General features: G+C 74.0%; 15 protein-coding genes. 12 read left to right on the top strand and 3 right to left on the bottom strand.

The window, feature by feature from the left end:
* The first annotated feature begins 47 nt into the window (after positions 1-47).
* Positions 48-1,337: a L,D-transpeptidase family protein gene (locus tag ACW14Y_RS18500; protein WP_380303794.1), complete on the top strand. Its 1,290-nt coding sequence runs from the start codon at positions 48-50 to the stop codon at positions 1,335-1,337.
* Positions 1,338-1,499: 162 nt separating this feature from the next.
* Positions 1,500-2,444, top strand: coding sequence for a beta-ketoacyl-ACP synthase III (locus ACW14Y_RS18495; RefSeq protein WP_380303792.1), 945 nt, complete (start codon positions 1,500-1,502; stop codon positions 2,442-2,444).
* A gap of 258 nt (positions 2,445-2,702) precedes the next feature.
* Here the strand turns inward: ACW14Y_RS18495 and ACW14Y_RS18490 are convergent, their stop codons facing one another.
* Positions 2,703-3,350, bottom strand: coding sequence for a TetR family transcriptional regulator (locus tag ACW14Y_RS18490; RefSeq protein WP_266270014.1), 648 nt, complete (start codon positions 3,348-3,350; stop codon positions 2,703-2,705).
* A 456-nt stretch (positions 3,351-3,806) separates the two neighbouring features.
* On the opposite strand from ACW14Y_RS18490, the gene ACW14Y_RS18485 reads away from it, so the two are divergent.
* Positions 3,807-6,203: an outer membrane protein assembly factor BamB family protein gene (locus tag ACW14Y_RS18485; protein ID WP_380303829.1), complete on the top strand. Its 2,397-nt coding sequence runs from the start codon at positions 3,807-3,809 to the stop codon at positions 6,201-6,203.
* A gap of 52 nt (positions 6,204-6,255) precedes the next feature.
* Here ACW14Y_RS18485 and galE read toward each other — a convergent pair whose 3' ends face one another.
* The gene (galE, locus tag ACW14Y_RS18480) at positions 6,256-7,239 is read right to left on the bottom strand and encodes a UDP-glucose 4-epimerase GalE (protein ID WP_380439398.1); all 984 of its coding nucleotides are present in this window, start codon (positions 7,237-7,239) and stop codon (positions 6,256-6,258) included.
* A gap of 220 nt (positions 7,240-7,459) precedes the next feature.
* Here galE and ACW14Y_RS18475 point away from each other — a divergent pair, with 220 nt between their 5' ends.
* Positions 7,460-8,560 (top strand): S1C family serine protease, encoded by a 1,101-nt coding sequence (locus tag ACW14Y_RS18475; RefSeq protein ID WP_380383664.1) that lies wholly within the window; start codon positions 7,460-7,462, stop codon positions 8,558-8,560.
* Between the two features lie 85 nt (positions 8,561-8,645).
* Here the strand turns inward: ACW14Y_RS18475 and ACW14Y_RS18470 are convergent, their stop codons facing one another.
* Entirely contained in the window at positions 8,646-9,866 is a 1,221-nt protein-coding gene (locus ACW14Y_RS18470; protein WP_380303789.1) for a sensor histidine kinase, read from the bottom strand.
* A gap of 325 nt (positions 9,867-10,191) precedes the next feature.
* On the opposite strand from ACW14Y_RS18470, the gene ACW14Y_RS18465 reads away from it, so the two are divergent.
* The 8 genes from ACW14Y_RS18465 to ACW14Y_RS18430 are packed head-to-tail and all read left to right on the top strand — an operon-like array spanning position 10,192 to position 17,174.
* Entirely contained in the window at positions 10,192-10,608 is a 417-nt protein-coding gene (locus ACW14Y_RS18465; protein WP_045937876.1) for an NADH-quinone oxidoreductase subunit A, read from the top strand.
* Complete coding sequence (locus ACW14Y_RS18460; protein ID WP_380303786.1) at positions 10,599-11,315, top strand: NADH-quinone oxidoreductase subunit B; 717 nt, start codon at positions 10,599-10,601, stop codon at positions 11,313-11,315. Before ACW14Y_RS18465 ends, ACW14Y_RS18460 begins: the two co-directional genes overlap by 10 nt.
* Complete coding sequence (locus ACW14Y_RS18455) at positions 11,312-12,505, top strand: NADH-quinone oxidoreductase subunit C (protein WP_456987700.1); 1,194 nt, start codon at positions 11,312-11,314, stop codon at positions 12,503-12,505. Before ACW14Y_RS18460 ends, ACW14Y_RS18455 begins: the two co-directional genes overlap by 4 nt.
* Positions 12,502-13,461, top strand: a complete 960-nt coding sequence (gene nuoH / locus ACW14Y_RS18450) for an NADH-quinone oxidoreductase subunit NuoH (protein WP_456987698.1) — start codon at positions 12,502-12,504, stop codon at positions 13,459-13,461. The genes ACW14Y_RS18455 and nuoH overlap by 4 nt, the downstream gene beginning before the upstream one ends.
* Entirely contained in the window at positions 13,458-14,015 is a 558-nt protein-coding gene (locus ACW14Y_RS18445; protein ID WP_266270009.1) for a NuoI/complex I 23 kDa subunit family protein, read from the top strand. The genes nuoH and ACW14Y_RS18445 overlap by 4 nt, the downstream gene beginning before the upstream one ends.
* Positions 14,012-14,707 (top strand): NADH-quinone oxidoreductase subunit J family protein, encoded by a 696-nt coding sequence (locus ACW14Y_RS18440; RefSeq protein WP_380303780.1) that lies wholly within the window; start codon positions 14,012-14,014, stop codon positions 14,705-14,707. The genes ACW14Y_RS18445 and ACW14Y_RS18440 overlap by 4 nt, the downstream gene beginning before the upstream one ends.
* Positions 14,707-15,102: an NADH-quinone oxidoreductase subunit NuoK gene (gene nuoK, locus ACW14Y_RS18435; protein ID WP_456987695.1), complete on the top strand. Its 396-nt coding sequence runs from the start codon at positions 14,707-14,709 to the stop codon at positions 15,100-15,102. Before ACW14Y_RS18440 ends, nuoK begins: the two co-directional genes overlap by 1 nt.
* The gene (locus ACW14Y_RS18430) at positions 15,099-17,174 is read left to right on the top strand and encodes an NADH-quinone oxidoreductase subunit 5 family protein (protein ID WP_456987693.1); all 2,076 of its coding nucleotides are present in this window, start codon (positions 15,099-15,101) and stop codon (positions 17,172-17,174) included. Before nuoK ends, ACW14Y_RS18430 begins: the two co-directional genes overlap by 4 nt.

Raw genomic sequence — 17,174 nt, 5'->3', positions numbered from 1 at the left:
AGCCCCCGGGTTTCCCAACGCGGCCTCCGTTTGGCAGGATCGGCCACATGTCCGGTCACCGTCGCACCTCCCCGTACCCGTCGTACGAGCCGGTGCACGAGGTGCCGCAGCCGTCGTACGGCGAGCACCAGCAGGAATACGGCACCCTCTACGAGGGCCAGGACCCCGGGTACGGCTACCGGAGCCTCGCCGACCACGATGTCTACGACCGGCCCTTCCAGGCGTACGCCGACGGGCCCGACCTCCCGGCGGACCAGCAGCCGGTCTACCGGACCGCCCCGCAGGACGGGTACGGCTACGGCTACGGGTACCAGGACGTCCAGCACGGCGCCCACCGGGACGCCGACCCGAACGTCCACCAGGACGCCCCCGGGGACGGGTACCGGCCCGAGCCGCAGGACCCGGCGCCGTCGGCGGTGCCGCTGCCGCAGCAGCGCGGCGCCGCCGCTCCCGGCCCCCGGGCGGCCGCCCGGGGTCACCGCCGCAAGCCCAGGAAGAAGCGCACCGGCCGCGCCGTCACCGCCGGCACCGCCCTGCTGCTGGCGGCCGCCGCCGGCTGGTACACCGTCGGCGAGGACGCCGCCAAGCCCGGTGTGACCAGCGCCGACGGCCCCGGCGCCGAGGGCGTGGCCGCGCAGCCGACGGCCGACCAGCCCTCGCCGACCGCCGCCCCGGCCGCCCGGGCCGCCGACGCCCGGCAGACCGAGACCCCCGCCGCCGACCGCAGCGAGCGCAGCGACGGCTCGGTGGCCGCCATCCCGGGCCTCGGCGCCTCCTTCGCCGGCCGGATACCCGCCGGCACCACCCAGGTGGTGCTGGCCTCCGGCGAGGGCAAGGACACCAACCGGGCCGCCGTCACGCTGTGGACCCGCACCGGTGAGGGCCGCTGGCTGGCCGGCGAGACCTGGCAGGGCCACAACGCCTTCAAGGGCTGGACCACCGACCACAACGAGGGCGACCTGCGCAGCCCGATCGGCGTCTTCTCGCTCTCCGACGCGGGCGGGCGCAAGGCCGACCCGGGCAGCAAGCTCCCGTACGACCGGGACTCGAACTTCGTGGTCTCCGGCAGGGGGTTCGCGGGCGAGCAGCTGGCCGGCTCCTTCGACTACGTGGTCGCGATCGACTACAACCGGGTGCCCGGCAACTCGCCGCTGGACCCGCGCCGCCCCAACGGCTCGACCAAGGGCGGCGGGATCTGGATCCACGTCGACCACGGCGGTCCGACGCACGGCTGCGTCTCGGTGCCGGAGGACAAAATGGCGGAGTTGATCCGCACTCTCGACCCGGCCGCCAAGCCGGTGATCGTGATGGGGGACGCCGGCTCGCTCGCGGCCTGAGCGGCCCGGACCGGGCGGTCGTCCGTCCACGACTGTCTTTGCGCGTCCGGTCGGGACCCGCCTGCCGCAACGGTCCTTGTCGGCCTCCTACAGCATCCCGGCGCGGATCCTGTAGCCGGTCGCGCCCGACTGACCAGCGGGTAACCGGGTTGAGTGGGCAGTATGACCGGTTCGCGCATCGTGGCACTCGGCCACTACCAGCCCCCCAAGGTCCTCACCAACGACGACCTGTCGAAGCTGGTCGACACCGACGACGAGTGGATCCGCAGCCGCGTCGGCATCCGGACGCGGCACATCGCGGAGGACGAGACCGTCGTCGACCTCGCCACCGAGGCGGCCCAGAAGGCCCTGGCGAACAGCGGCCGCTCGGCCGCCGAGGTCGACCTGGTCGTGGTGGCCACCTGCACCGCGGTGGAGCGCAGCCCCAACACCGCCGCCGCCGTCGCCGCCCGGCTCGGGATCCGCTCCCCGGCCGCCTACGACATCAACACGGTCTGCTCGGGCTTCTCGTACGCGCTGGCCACCGCGGACCACGCGATCCGGGCCGGGGCGGCCACCAAGGCCCTGGTGATCGGCGCGGAGCGGATGTCGGACACCCTCGACTGGACCGACCGGACCACCTGCGTGATCTTCGGCGACGGCGCCGGCGCGGCGCTGGTCGAGGCCCAGGAGGACGGCGCCGAGCCCGGCATCGGCCCGGTGGTCTGGGGTTCGGAGCCCGAGCGGGGCGACGCCGTGGTGATCACCGGCTGGGACCCGGTGATCAGCCAGCAGGGCCAGTCGGTGTTCCGCTGGGCGACCACGCAGATCGCCCCGCTGGCCCGGCAGGCCTGCGAGCGGGCCGGGATCGACCCGTCCGAGCTCAAGGGCTTCGTGCCGCACCAGGCCAATCTGCGGATCATCGACGCGATCGCCTCCCGGCTGGGGGTCACCGACGCGGTGGTCGCCCGGGACGTGGTGGACTCCGGCAACACCTCGGCGGCCTCGGTGCCGCTGGCCTTCTCCAAGCTGGTCGAGCGGGGCGAGCTGTCGCCCGGCGACCCGGTGCTGCTGTTCGGCTTCGGCGGCGGCCTCGCCTACGCGGGCCAGGTCGTCCGCTGCCCGTGACGTCCCCGTCCGCCCCGCCCGGGCCTTCCGGGCCCCCGGGGCGTTCCGAGGCCGCTGTAGGCCCCCGCGGGGGCCCAGGACGGCCCGACATGCCTGTGGGCGGTCACCCCCTTGCACGGGGTGACCGCCCACAGGCATGTCGTGGCGCGCAGCGGACCGCCGGCGGACCTCCCCCGAGGACACGGCCGCCGTCCGTCGTACCCCGGACAGGAGGCCGGGGCGCGCGCGAAGCGGAAGGGTGGGTCGATGCGGATCGGTCTACTTGGGCGCCTTCTTGCCGGTGACGCCCAGGTACACCAGGGGAGCGAGGTTGGGCTTGAGGTCCTTGACCTTGACGCCCCAGGAGGTGAAGGCCTTCTGGTGCTCGGCCGCGGAGGCGAGCAGCGAGACCAGTGACCCGGCCACGGCGGCCGGATCCAGTGACTTGTCGGCCTGTCCCTTCGCCTGGAGTTCCTTGACGGCCTCCGCGAGTGGCTTGGCGACCGCGTTGAGGACGGTCATGCGGATCTTGAAGAACCGCTTGTCCCCTTCCGCGGCACCGAGCGTGACCACTCGGAGAATGGCGTCGTTCTTGCGCCAGAAGGCGAGGAATCCGTCGACCAGTTCTTCCGAAGTGGCCGTGCCGGACTTCCCTGCCCAGGACTTTCCGGCCACCAGCTCTTTGAGCGTGTCGGCGTCCTTGGCCATTTCCTCGGCGATTTCGAGGACAGCGCCCTCGACATCCGGGAAGTACTGGTAGAAGGTCGCGGGGGAGGTACCCGCCATACGGGCGACGTCGATGACCTTGACGTCCCGATAGGGCGACGTGCTGAGCATCTCGCGGAGGCAGTCGAGCAGCTTCTGCCGCGTCTCCTGTCCGCGTCGCCCGGCGACGCGACCGTCGACGGTGCGAACTTGTCCTGTCATGCCGTCAGCTTACCGTGGCCCGATCTTGGCGCGATTCGGTGATGTGACAATTACTCCGCCCGGGGGTTGGTATAGGGGCTCGGGGGCCTTCGGACGGATATTCATCGGCCTCCGGAGGGCGTCATGACGCCCCCCCGTGCACCGATGACGCCACAGGGTGACGACCCCTTCGCTGAGGGGTTATCGAGTAACGGAGCGTGACGAACTTGTCGGGGGTGTGAGTCGCCCCTCACGGTGGCTCCGGGCGTGTCGGGCGCAAGCCCGGGCCGGAGCGGACGTCAGGATCCGGCCGTTCCGGAGCCGCTGACCGGGCCGTGGCCCCGCCCGGGGGCCGGACGGCGCTCTGGCGGGGGAGGTTGGAGATGGGCCGGGCGGCATTGGAGAATCGGGTCCGGCACCACGCGGTGGGTGCTCGGCACCACGCGGGCGGTGCTCAATACGGGGAGGTGGCAGCGGGTGGACCAGCTGACGGCGCACGATCCGAGGCGGATCGGGCCCTTCGAGGTGCTGGGGCGGCTCGGGGCGGGGGGAATGGGCCTGGTCTACCTGGCGCGGTCCGCGTCCGGCCGCCGGGTGGCGATCAAGACCGTGCGGGGGGAGCTGGCCGAGGACGAGCTGTTCAGGGTCCGGTTCGCACGGGAGATTGCGGCCGCCAAGACGGTCGGCGGTTTCTACACCGCGGCCGTGGTCGACGCCGACGCGGACGCCCGGGTGCCCTGGCTGGCCACCGCGTACGTGCCGGCGCCCTCCCTGGAGGACCTGGTCAACGACTGCGGGCCGCTGCCGGTCGGGGCGGTGCGCTGGCTGGTCGCCGGCATCGCCGAGGCGCTGCAGTCCATCCACGCCGCCGGACTGGTCCACCGCGACCTCAAGCCGTCCAACGTCCTGGTGGTCGAGGACGGCCCCCGGGTGATCGACTTCGGTATCGCCGCCGGGGTCTCCAGCACCCGGCTCACCATGACCAATGTCGCGGTCGGCACCCCGGCGTACATGTCGCCGGAGCAGGCCAGGGACAGTCGCGGCGTCACCGGCGCCAGCGACGTCTTCTCGCTCGGCTCGCTGCTGGTCTTCTGCGCCACCGGCCACCCGCCCTACCGGGGGGCCAACCCGGTGGAGACGGTGTTCCAGCTGTTGCGCGAGCAGCCCGACCTCTCCGGCCTGCCGGCCGAGCTGGTCGACCTGGTGCGGGCCTGCATGCGGCCGGCCCCCGAGCACCGGCCGACCCCGGAGCAGATCCAGGTCGAGCTGGCCCCGCACCTGTTCTCCCGGGACGACGCCTCCGGCGAGGCCGGGGACTGGCTGCCGCCCGACGCGCTCGCCCTGATCGAGCAGAAGCGCCGCCGCCCGGCGCCCGCGGCGGCGCAGGCCCCGGTCGTGCGGCCGCCGGCCGTCCCGCCGCAGCCGGTGCCGCCGCACCAGCAGCACGGGGCCCCGCACGGGCCGGTGCCGCACTCCGCCCCGCCGGTGCTGCCGCGGCCCGGCCAGGACGACCCGCGCACCCGGCAGGTGGCCGGGCACGCGCCGCCGTCCGCCGGTCCGGTGCACAGCGCGCCGCCCGGCCCGGACACCGAGGCCGCCACCGAGAAGATCTCCGCCCCCAGCCGCCACCGCCGCCCGGCCGGCGAGGACGAGGCGGAGGTCCGGCTGCCCGGGGCCTCGGTCCGGATAGGACCCGGCCCGCGCGCCGAGCAGACCGGCCCGGGCGCGCCGCCCGCCGAGACGGACTGGGTCCGCCGGATCACCCCGCCCCCGGCCCGCGCCGCCCGTTGGCGCCCCTGGCGGTTCCGGATGTCCAACGACGTCTGGGGCACCCCCGTGGTCGCCGACGGCACCCTGTTCGTCTCCAGCTTCGAGGTGCACGCCCTGGACATCGCGTCCGGGCAGCGCCGCTACAAGACCCGGGACGTCGCCTGGGCCCTGGCCGTGGACGCCGGGCGGGTGCACGCGGCCGACGGCCCGCACCTCTACACGGTCGACGTCGCGGACGGCACCGAGCGCTGGCGGCACTCGCTGGACGGCTGGGTGTACACCCTGGACGCGGCCGACGGCGTGCTCTGCTGCGGGGTCCGGGGCGGCGGCGTCCAGCTGCGCTCCGCGGTCACCGGTGCCGAGCTGTGGCGGGCCGACGACGCCCAGCAGGACTACGAGAACCCGCAGTCCGGCCCCGCCCTGGTGGCCGGTTCGGCGTACTACTACGGCGCCGGTCGGCTGCGCTGCGTGGACCCGCGCGGCTCCGGCCTGCGCTGGTCGGTGCCGGTCGGCGAGGACGTGCCGTCCCGCCCGGTCGAGCGGGCCGGGGTGCTCTACGTGACGGCCGGGACCAGGGTGTACGCGCTGGACGCGGCGAGCGGCGCCGAGCGCTGGCGGTTCGAGGCCCCGGTGGTGCTGTTCACCCCGCCGGCGCTGGACGCGGACGCGGTCTACGTGGCCGACTACCTGGGCACCGTGTACGCGCTGGACGCGGCCACCGGCCGGGACCGCTGGCGCGCGGCCACCGGCACCCGGCAGGGCGCCGAGCCGGTGGTGGTGGGCGACGGCACGGTGCTGGTCGGCAGCGGCGAGGTGCTGTACGCCCTGGAGACGGCCGGCGGCCGGGAGCGCTGGCGCTACACCGCGCGCGGCGAGATCGTCGGCTCCCCGGCGGTCGCCGACGGGCTGGTCCACCTCGGCAGCCGGGACCACTCGCTGCACACCCTGGACCTGGCCAGCGGTCAGCTGCGCTGGGAGCTCGGCACCAAGGGCGAGCTGACCGGATCGCCGGTCGCGGTCGGCGGGAAGGTGTTCGTCGGCAGCAAGGACCGCTGCGTGTACGCGCTGGACGCCTTCTACGGCACGGCGGTGCCCTCGCACTGACCCGGGCACGGCGGGGGCCGGAGCCCCCGCCGTGCGCGGTGCCGGGCGGACCCTACTTGCGGGCCTCCGGGTGGCGGCTGCACCAGCCCTCCCAGGCCGAGGCGACCATGTCCTCGACCTCGTGCCGGGCGGTCCAGTCCAGCTCGCGGCGGATCAGGTCGGCCGAGGCCACCACCCGGGCCGGGTCGCCGGCGCGGCGGGGGGTGATCTCCGGCGTGGTGTCGTAGCCGGTGACCTTGCCGATCACGTCCAGCATCTCCCGCACGCTGACGCCCTCGCCGCGGCCGATGTTGAGCACCAGGGAGGTCTCCCCGGCCGGGTCGGCGGCCAGTCGCTTCGCCGCGGCCACGTGCGCCGAGGCGATGTCGGAGACGTGGATGAAGTCGCGGACGCAGGTGCCGTCCGGCGTCGGGTAGTCGTCGCCGAAGACCAGCGGGGCCCGGCCGGCGGTGAGCCGCTCGAAGACCATCGGGATCAGGTTGAAGACGCCGGCGTCGGAGAGCTCCGGCGAGGCGGCGCCGGCCACGTTGAAGTAGCGCAGCGCGACGGTGGACATGCCGTGGGCCTTGCCGGCCGCGGCGACCAGCCACTCGCCGGCCAGCTTGGTCTCGCCGTAGGGGCTCATCGGCGCGCACGGGGTCGACTCGGTGACCAGGTCGACGTCCGGCATGCCGTAGACGGCGGCGGAGGAGGAGAACAGGAAGCGCTTGACGCCGCCCTCGGCCGCGGCCTCCAGCACGGTCTGGAGGCCGATCATGTTCTCGCGGTAGTACAGGAAGGGCTGCTCGACGGACTCGCCGACCTGCTTCTTGGCGGCGAAGTGGAGGACGCCCTCCACCCCGTGGTCGCGGATGGCCGCGTCCAGCGCGGTCCGGTCCAGGGTCGACCCCTCGACCAGGACGACCTCCTTCGGCAGCCGGGCCCGGTCACCGGTGCTCAGGTCGTCCAGTACGGCCACGCGCTCGCCCGCGTCGAGGAGCTGCTGCACGACGTGCCCGCCGATGTATCCGGCACCGCCGGTGATCAACCAAGTCATGGCCGAATCCTAGGGTGTGCGGGTTTCGTGCCGGTGCCGCGGGCGAGTCGGAGCCGGGCAATCGGACATTTCGGTGAAATGCTGACAAAGATCTCTGCGTCCTGTCCGAGCGGCCCCGTGCGGCCGCGTGCCGAGGAATCCGGAGGCGTCACCGGTGAACCGCAAGAAGGAGCCCACCCGTCCGATCCCGGCCGGACCGCGCCCGACCGGGCCGAAGGCGGTGGACCGGAGGCTGCTCGCGCCCACTGCCGTCGCGGTGCTGACCGCGCTCGCGGTGGCCGGGTGCAGCAGCGGCTCGTCCTCGTCGTCCTCCTCGTCGTCCGCGTCCTCCCCGGGGGCGACCGCCTCCGCCGGGGCCTCCGGCAGCGCCGCCGCCCAGCCGGGCGGCGGCAACCAGCTCCAGTCCGACTACCAGAAGGTGATCAAGGACGTCCTGCCCTCGGTGGTGCAGATCACCACCGCGACCGGCCTCGGCTCCGGGATCGTCTACGACGACAAGGGCGACATCGTCACCAACGCCCACGTGGTCGGCACCGCCACGGCCTTCACGGTCACCCTGGCCGGCAGCACCAAGCCGTTGGACGCGACCCTCGTCGGCAGCTACCCGGACTCCGACCTGGCGGTGATCCGGCTGAGCAGCCCGCCGGGCGGACTCAGGCCGGCCGCCTTCGGGGACTCCAACAAGGTCGAGCTGGGTCAGATCACCCTCGCCATGGGCAGCCCGCTCGGGCTCTCCAGCAGCGTCACCCAGGGCATCGTCTCGGCCACCGGCCGGACCGTCTCCGAGCCGCGCACCGAGGGCTCGCCGGGCGCCGTGATCGGCAACATGGTGCAGACCTCGGCCGCCATCAACCCCGGCAACAGCGGCGGCGCCCTGGTCAACCTGGACAGCCAGGTGATCGGGATCAACACGCTCGCCGCCACCGAACCGGACTCCAGTGGTGCCGCCGCCCCCGGCATCGGCTTCGCCATCCCGGCGTCCACCGTGACCAGCATCGCCGGTCAGCTGATCAAGGACGGCAAGGTCACCAACTCCGGCCGGGCCGCGCTCGGCATCACCGCCCGGACGTACTTCGACCAGAACTTCCGCCCGGCCGGCGCCGTCGTGGTCGCCGTCGTGGACGGCGGCCCGGCCGCCTCGGCCGGTCTGCAGCCCGGGGACGTGATCACCAGGATCGGGGACACCCCGGTCGACTCGCTGAACTCGCTCACCACCGCCCTGGCCTCGCTCGCACCGGGCAGCAAGGTCACCGTGACCTACAGCCGGGACGGCAGGAGCACCACCGCCGAGGTCACCCTCGGCACCCTGGCGACCCCCTAGGGCGCCCACCGGCCCCCGGACGGCGGGCGCCCCGCACACCGCGCAAGGGTTCGCGGGGCATCCGCCGTCCGGGCTGAGGAAACCGTCAGCGGCGGGTGGCGCGGGTGTGCCAGGGGAGTTCGACGGTCACCGAGGTCGGGCCGCCCTCCGGGCTCTCCACCAGGAACACCCCGTCCACCGCCCGGACCCGGTCGGCCAGTCCGGCCAGGCCGCTGCCCGGGTAGGGGGCCGCGCCGCCCTTGCCGTTGTCCTGGACCAGCAGCATCAGGTGGTCGCCGGCCCGCCAGACGTCCACGGTGGCGGAGCGGGCGCCGGAGTGCTTCGAGATGTTGGTCAGCAGCTCGCTCACGGTGAAGTAGGCGATGCCCTCCACCGCGGAGTCCGGCCGGTCGGTGCCGCCGTCCGGGGCCTTCAGGTCGACGTGCACCCTGACCCCCTCCGGCACCGTGCAGCGCGCGGCCACCGAGGAGAGCGCCGCGTCCAGGCCGCGGTCGGTCAGCACCGCCGGGTGGATGCCCCGGGCGAGGTCCCGCAGCTCCTGGAGGGCCAGCTTCACCTCGCCGTGGGCGTTGTCCACCATCTTCGCGGCGGCGGCCACGTCCTGCGGGGTCTCGGTCTCCCGCAGCCGCTCCTTGGCCATGCCGAGGTCCATCGCCAGCGCCACCAGCCGGGCCTGGGCGCCGTCGTGCAGGTCGCGCTCGATCCGGCGCAGGTCGGCGGCGGCGGTGTCGACCACGGTGCCGCGGTCGTCCTCCAGCTCGCGCACCCGCTCGGAGAGCGCGCCCGGGGTGAGCAGGACCTCGACCAGCATCCGGTCCACCGCCGACTCGGCCCGGACCACCCAGGGCAGGGCCGGCCAGCCGACCAGCACGAAGACGACGGTCACGGCGAAGCTCAGGATCCCCCACGGCAGCATCAGCACGTGGTAGAGCGCCGAGCGCCAGGAGAGCGCGTCGGTCAGGTGGGCGATGGCGTAGCCGGTGACACCAGGCCGGCGCGGCACCGGCTCCGGCTCGTGCACCCCGGAGCCGTACAGGGACCGGGCCCGGCCGCGGGCGAAGCCGCCCATCCTCCGGCAGCCGGCCAGGCCGGCGGCGAGCAGCGGCAGCCCGATCACGGTGACGGACAGGGCGAGGCCGACCGACAGGGTCACGATCGTGAAGACGAAGCCCGCGATGCCGAGCGGCAGGTTCAGCAGCAGCCGCCCGACCTGCCGCCACATCCGCGCGCCGTACAGCGGGGTGCCTCCGGCGGGCGCCGGCGTCTGCGCGCCGGTGTCCCCGGTGTCGCGGTCCTTTGGCTTCATCTCGGTCTTCCGTCCCTCTCGGTCGAGCTGTGCCCTGCGCCCCTAGCTTCGCCGGTCGGGGGCGGGCGGGGCCATGGGGGTGATCCGTCTCCCCGGCCGGGGGTTATCCCCACCCCGGTCCCGGCCGCCCGGGTGACGGCGGGGTGACCGCCGAGTTCCGCCGGATGTCCACCGGCCGTCCATCGGATGTCTTGCGGACCGGGCAGGATGCCGGGCACGGGGGCGGTGCACTTAGACTCACGCACTGGCGATGGTTATGAGCGTGTAAAGGAACGTCGTAGAACCGCCCCGAGGGCGGGTTCCGCGGCCGATGTGGAGGCGAGGCATGGTGGGGCAGCAGGCGGCTGCGGTCGCGGCCGACCCGGCGGCCGGCAGCGGCTACTTCGACGCGTACGCCGCGATGGGCCTGCTCGCCGTCGTCGGCGTGCTCTTCGTGACGGTGGCGTTCACCGCCAACCGACTGCTCCGGCCGGTGGTGTACTCGCCGGAGAAGCTCCTCGCCTACGAGTGCGGCGTGGACCCGGTGGGGGAGGACTGGGCGCACACCCAGGTCCGCTACTACGTCTACGCCTTCCTGTACGTGATCTTCGCGGTCGACGCGATCTACCTGTTCCCGTGGGCGACCGTCTTCGCCTCCGCCGGGTACGGCGCCGGGACGCTGGTCGAGATGTTCGTCTTCATCGGCTTCCTCGCGGTCGGCCTGCTCTACGCCTGGAAGAAGGGCGTTCTCGAATGGACGTGACGCACAGCCACGCGCAGGGGCACTCGCACGGGCACGGCGCCGCCGGCGGTCCGGTGCCGCTGGGCCTGCCGGACCCGTCGAGCCCCGGTGCCGCCGTGGAGCGGCGCGGCATCGGCCCGCTGGCCCGGCTCGCGCCGGACCCGGTCAAGGTGGTGCTCAACTGGGGGCGGCGCTACAGCCTCTGGTGCTTCAACTTCGGCCTCGCCTGCTGCGCGATCGAGTTCATCGCGGCGTCGATGGCCAAGCACGACTTCATCCGGATGGGTGTCATTCCCTTCGCGCCGGGCCCCCGGCAGGCCGATCTGATGATCGTCTCGGGGACGGTGACCGACAAGATGGCGCCCGCCGTGAAGCGCCTGTACGAGCAGATGCCCGAGCCGAAGTACGTCATCTCCTTCGGCGCCTGCTCCAACTCCGGCGGCCCCTACTGGGACTCCTACTCCGTCACCAAGGGCGTCGACCAGATCATCCCGGTCGACGTCTACGTGCCCGGCTGCCCGCCCCGGCCCGAGGCGCTGCTCCAGGGCATCCTCAAGCTCCAGGAGAAGATCGCCGCCGAGTCGCTGCCCGACCGCTACGCCGCGCCCGTGTCGGCGCTGCGGCGTCCGCCGGTGCCCGGGCCGGAGGCCGTCGCGAGCACGCGTGGCAGCGGTGCCGACAGCGGTACGGCCGGGGGCCCCGGCACCGTCGAGGGAGGGGTCTCGTGACCACGGCCGAGCAGTACGCGGCGTCGGTCGGGGAGTGGGCGACCGGCGCCGAGGCATACGGGCTGATCACCGTCGACGTGCCCGCCGAGCACTGGATCGAGGCGCTCACCGCGGCCCGGGACACCCTCGGCCTGACCTTCTTCGACTGGCTCAGCGCCGTCGACGAGCTCGCCGACGGCTTCTCGGTGGTCGCCCACCTCGCCGCCGTCGACGCCCCCGGCGTGCGCCACCTGGCGGTGCGCACCCGGGTGCCGCGCGCCGGGGCCGCGCTGCCGACCGCCGTCGCCGTGTACGCCGGGGCCGCCTGGCACGAGCGCGAGACGCACGAGATGTTCGGCATCGACTTCCCCGGGCACCCCCACCTGGTCACCCTGCTGCTGCCGGACGGCTTCGAGGGGCACCCGCTGCGCAAGGAGTTCGTGCTCGCGGCGCGGGTCGCCAAGGCCTGGCCGGGCGCCAAGGAGCCGGGCGAGTCCGAGGGCGACGGGCCGGCGCGGCGCAAGATGCAGCCGGCCGGTGTGCCGGACCCGAACGAGTGGGGGCCGCTCAAGGGCACCCTGCCGCCGGTGGCCGAGCGTCCCGCCCGGGGTGCCAGGGCCGCGGGCGCGGCCCGGACGCCGCGGGCCGCCGCGGGTGCGGCGGGTGCCGAGGGCGCTGCCGGGGCCGCGGGTGCCGAGGGCGCCGCCGCGGTGCGGGCGGACCGTCCGCGCCGGGTCAGGTCGGTCTCCGACGGGTCGGCGAGCCAGGCGGCCGCCGCTCCGGCACCGGAGGCCGCTGCCGAGGGTGTTGCTACCGAGGGTGTTGCTGCCGAGGGCACTGCCGTGGCGGGCGCCGCCGTGGAGGGCGCTTCGGCGCCGGCGGTGCGGGCGGACCGGCCCCGGCGGACCAGGTCGGTGTCCGACGGCTCGGTGAGCCAGACGGAGGCCGGCGCGGCCGCCGCCGCTCCGGAGGCCGGGCCCGCGCGGCCCGCGCCGTCCCGGACCCGGTCCTCCGACGCGCCCTGGCACAACCCGGTGCCGGCCCACGACGGGCCCGCGGACGAGGCGAAGGCGGCTCCGGACGAGCGCGCCGCCGAGCCCGCTGCGCCTTCGGACGGGCCGACCGAGCCTTCGGACGGGCCCGCCGCCGGGGAGCGGAAGACGAGTGAGCCGCCGGCCGAGTCGGCCGGCCAGGACGGAGACGGCGCGTGAACCTGCTCGACACGGTGCTGCGCTGCGTCGCCACGCTGGTCGTCTTCCTCACCCTCCCCCTGGTCATCGGCCAGACCGAGCACAAGGTGATGGCGCACATGCAGGGCCGGCTCGGCCCGATGTACGCCGGTGGCTTCCACGGCTGGGCCCAGCTGATCGCGGACGGGGTGAAGTTCGCGCAGAAGGAGGACATCGTCCCGGTCGGGGCCGATCGCCGGATCTTCCAGCTGGCCCCCGCCGTCTCGCTGCTGCCGTACCTCTTCGTGCTGCTGGCGATCCCGGTCGGCCCGGACGGCTTCGTCGGGCAGGCGATCGACGCCGGCCTGTTCTTCGTGCTGGCCGTCATGGGCGTCGGCGTGATCGGCAAGCTGATGGCGGGCTGGGCCTCGGCCAACAAGTTCTCGCTGCTCGGCGGTCTGCGCACGGCCGCGCAGCTGATGTCCTACGAGCTGCCGATGGTGCTCGCCGCGGCCTCGGTGGCGATGGCCGCCGGGACGCTCTCGCTGCCCGGGATCGTGGACGCCTGGCAGTGGTACTGGATCCCGTGGCAGATCATCGGCGCCTTCGTGTTCTTCACGGCCGGTCTGGCCGAGCTGCAGCGCCCGCCGTTCGACATGCCGGTCGCCGATTCGGAGATCATCTTCGGCGCTTACACCGAGTACACCGGTCTGCGCTTCGCGCTGTTCCTGCTCTCCGAGTACGTGGGCATCCTGGTGGTCTCGGCACTGACCGCGGTGCTGTTCCTCGGCGGCTGGCACGGCCCGCTGCCGGACCAGCTCGGATGGCTGTGGACCCTGCTGAAGACCTTCGCGCTGGCCTTCGTGGTGATCTGGCTGCGGGTCACCTACCCCCGGCTGCGCGAGGACCAGCTGATGCGCTTCGCGTGGACGGTGCTGATCCCGCTCGCCCTCGTCCAGCTGGCCCTCACCGGCATCATCAAGGTGGCGATCTCATGAGTTTCCCCGGTGCGGGCCTGGCCAAGGGCCTGGCCGTCACCCTGCGGACGATGACGAGGAAGACCGTCACCGCGCAGTACCCCGACACGCAGCCCGCGCTCCCGCCCCGCTCGCGCGGGGTGATCGCGCTGCTGGAGGAGAACTGCACGGTCTGCATGCTCTGCGCCCGTGAGTGCCCGGACTGGTGCATCTACATCGACTCCCACAAGGAGACGCTGCCGGCCGCCGACCCGAACGCGCGCGCCCGCACCCGCAATGTGCTGGACCGGTTCGCCATCGACTTCTCGCTCTGCATGTACTGCGGGATCTGCATCGAGGTGTGCCCGTTCGACGCGCTGTTCTGGTCGCCCGAGTTCGAGTACGCGGAGACCGACATCCTGGAACTGACCCACGAGCGGGACCGGCTCCGGGAGTGGATGTGGACGGTGCCGGTGCCGCCGGCGCTGGACCCGGCGGCCGAGGAGCCCAAGGAGATCGCCACCGCGCGGAAGGCCGCCGACAAGCTCGCGGCGGCCGCCGCCGCGGCTCTCGAACAGGGGGGTGACGCGCAGTGAGCGCCGCCGCCCTGCTCGCCGCGACCGGGCCGCTGGACCCGGCCGCGCGCTCCTTCCTCTCCCCGACCGGGGTGGAGATCGTCTTCCTGCTGGTCGGCATCGCCGTGCTCGGCTCGGCCGTGGTCGCCGTGACCACCAAGCAGCTGGTGCACGCCGCGCTGTGGCTGGTCGCCGCGCTCGGCGGGCTGGCGGTGGAGTTCCTGCTGCTCACCGCCGAGTTCGTCGCCTGGGTGCAGGTGCTGATCTACCTCGGCTCGGTGGTCGTGCTGGTGCTGTTCGGACTGATGCTCACCAAGGCGCCGATCGGGCGCTCGCCGGACGCCGACTCGAAGAACCGCTGGGTCGCCCTGGTGGTCGCGCTGGCCTCGGCCGGGACCCTGGTGACGCTGGTCGTGGACGCCTTCCGGACGTCCTGGATCGACCTCGGCGCGGGCGGCGGCTCGGCCGCGGTGACCGGGGCCAGCCTCTTCCGCACCTGGGTGCTGCCCTTCGAGGCGCTCTCGGTGCTGCTGCTGGCCGCGCTGGTCGGCGCCATCGTGCTGTCGCGCGGCGCGGGCCGACGGGTGCCGACGCCCCGGGCCGGTCGGATCCGGGCCGGCCGTCCGGTGGGCTCCAACGGGACGGTCGCCCAGCGGGCGGCCGCCGCGCCTCCGGCCGAGGCCCCCGAGACCGCTCCGGCGGAGGAGAGCTGATGCACCTCGCCTACCCCGTCGTCCTCGCCGCGCTGCTGTTCAGCGTCGGCGTCTACGGCGTCCTCGCCCGGCGCAACGTGATCCTGGTGCTGATGTCCGTCGAGCTGATGCTCAACGCCGTCAACCTCAACCTGGTCGCCTTCGACGCCTGGCTGCGCGACTCGCTGCACGCCGGCCAGGCGCTCACCCTGTTCACCATCACGATCGCCGCCGCCGAGATCGGGCTCGGGCTCGCCATCGTCCTGCTGCTCTTCCGGGCCCGGGGCACGGCGGACCTCGACCGGGCCACCGCGCTCGGCGACCCGGCCGAATCCACCGCCGACGTCGACGAGGTGCCGGTCGGGACCGGGACACCGGTCGCGGCCGAGGCGCCGAAGGGCCGGGCCGCCGCATGAACCTCGCCCTGCCCGCCCTCGTCCCCGCCCTGCCCGCGCTCGGCGCGGCCGCCACCCTGGCCGTCGGCCGCCGCTCCCCGGGCCTGGCCCGGCCGCTGGCGATCGTTCCGGTCGCGGTCTCGGCCGTGCTCGCCCTGGTGGTCGCGATCCAGCTCGGCACCGGCCAGGTGCTGGACGCCGCCACCCGGCTCACCCCGACCGGCGGACCGGAGATCTCGCTCGCGATCCACCTGGACGGCTACAGCTCGCTGATCTCGGTGCTGGTCGGCCTGGTCGCCACCTGCGTCCAGGTCTACTCGACGGCCTACCTCAAGGACGATCCGCGCTACCCCTCGTACGCGGCGCTGGTCTCGCTGTTCACGGCGGCGATGTTCCTGGTCGTGTACTCCGGGGACCTGATCGTGCTGCTGGTCGGCTGGGAGGTCATGGGCATCTGCTCGTACTTCCTGATCGGCCACCACTGGGAGACCGAGGACGCCCGCTCCGCCTCGCTGAAGGCCTTCCTGGTCACCAAGCTGGGCGATGTGCCGTTCCTGTTCGGCATCTTCCTGCTCGGCGCCGACGCCGGCAGCTTCCGGATCGAGGACGTGCTGCGGGCCGCCGGCGACGGGCGGCTCGGCCACCCGACGCTGATCGCGCTGCTCCTGCTGGCCGGGGTGGCGGGCAAGAGCGCGCAGTTCCCGCTGCACACCTGGCTCCCGGACGCGATGGCCGGTCCGACGCCGGTCTCCGCCCTGATCCACGCCGCGACCATGGTCGCGGCCGGCATCTACCTGGTGGCCCGGCTGCTGCCGGTCTTCCTGCTGTCCGGGGCGGCGCTGGTGGTCCTGGCGGTGATGGCCGCCGTGACGATGATCGGTTCGGCGCTCTGCGCGCTGGCCCAGGACGACCTCAAGCGGGTGCTCGCCTACTCGACCGTCGGCCAGCTCGGCTACATGGCGGGCGCGCTCGCCAGCGGCGACCGCGAGGCCTCGGTCTTCCACCTGGTCAGCCACGGCGCGTTCAAGGCCCTGCTGTTCCTCGCCGCCGGTGTGGTGATCCACGCCGCGCACACCAACTCGATCTCCGCGATGTCCAGGATCCCCGGGCTGCGCAAGCGCGTCCCGGACGCCTACTGGACGATGGCCATCGCGCTGGTCGCCCTGATCGGTCTGCCGCCGTTCTCCGGCTTCTTCAGCAAGGAGGCGGTGCTGACCGCCGCCGAGCACGCCGCCAACGGTGAGGCGCTGACCAACGGCCTCGGCCCGGCCTCGTCGGTGCCGCAGGCGGCCGGCTGGATCGTGCTGATCTCGGCCGGGCTGACCGCGCTGCTCACGGCGGCGTACGCGGCCAGGCTCTTCCTGGTGGCCTTCCACAGCCCGGCGTCCGCGGCGGTGCCCGCCGCGGCGGCGGCGCCCGGGGTGTCGGCCGGGGTGTCGGGCGGGGTGTCGGGCGTCGCCGACCACGAGCCCGACGCGCCGTACTCGCCCGAGCCGGACGAGGCCGACCCGGCCGTCGCCGAACCGCCCGCGATGCGCTGGCCGCTGTGGGTGCTGGCCGTCCCGACCATGGGCTTCGGCATCGCCGGCCTGCGCTCGGACTGGCTGCCCGCGCTGCTGGACGGCGGCTCGCTGAAGCCCTCCGCGGTCACCGCCGTCACCGGTACCGGCCTGGCCGTGGTCGGGGTGCTGCTCGCCTACGGCGCCTGGCGCTCGGCCACCGCCCGGGTCACCGACGGCCTGCCCGCCCCGGCGGAGCACGGCCGGGTGCCCGAGCAGGCCGGAGCCCCGGCCGCCGAGGTGATCGTCGCCGATCCCGGGCGCGCCCTGCTCGGCCCGCTGTTCGGCCCGGCCCGGCACGGCTTCGGCGTCGACCGGCTCTACAGCGCGCTGTTCGTCCGCCCGGTGGAGGCCGCGGCCCGGCTCGTCCGCTTCCTCGACCGCGAGGTCGTGGAGACGTACGTGCGCGGCAGCGGTGCCGGGGCCGACCTGCTCGGCCGGGTCGTCCGGCTCGCGCAGACCGGCAACGCGCAGACCTACCTCAGCGCGCTGCTCGCCGGTGTCGTCCTGCTGGCCGTCCTGGTGGCGGTGTAG

The sequence above is a fragment of the Kitasatospora sp. cg17-2 genome (genome assembly GCF_054031055.1).
The sequence above is the reverse complement of the archived record's forward strand: the minus strand, read 5'-3'. Positions and strand labels throughout refer to the sequence as shown.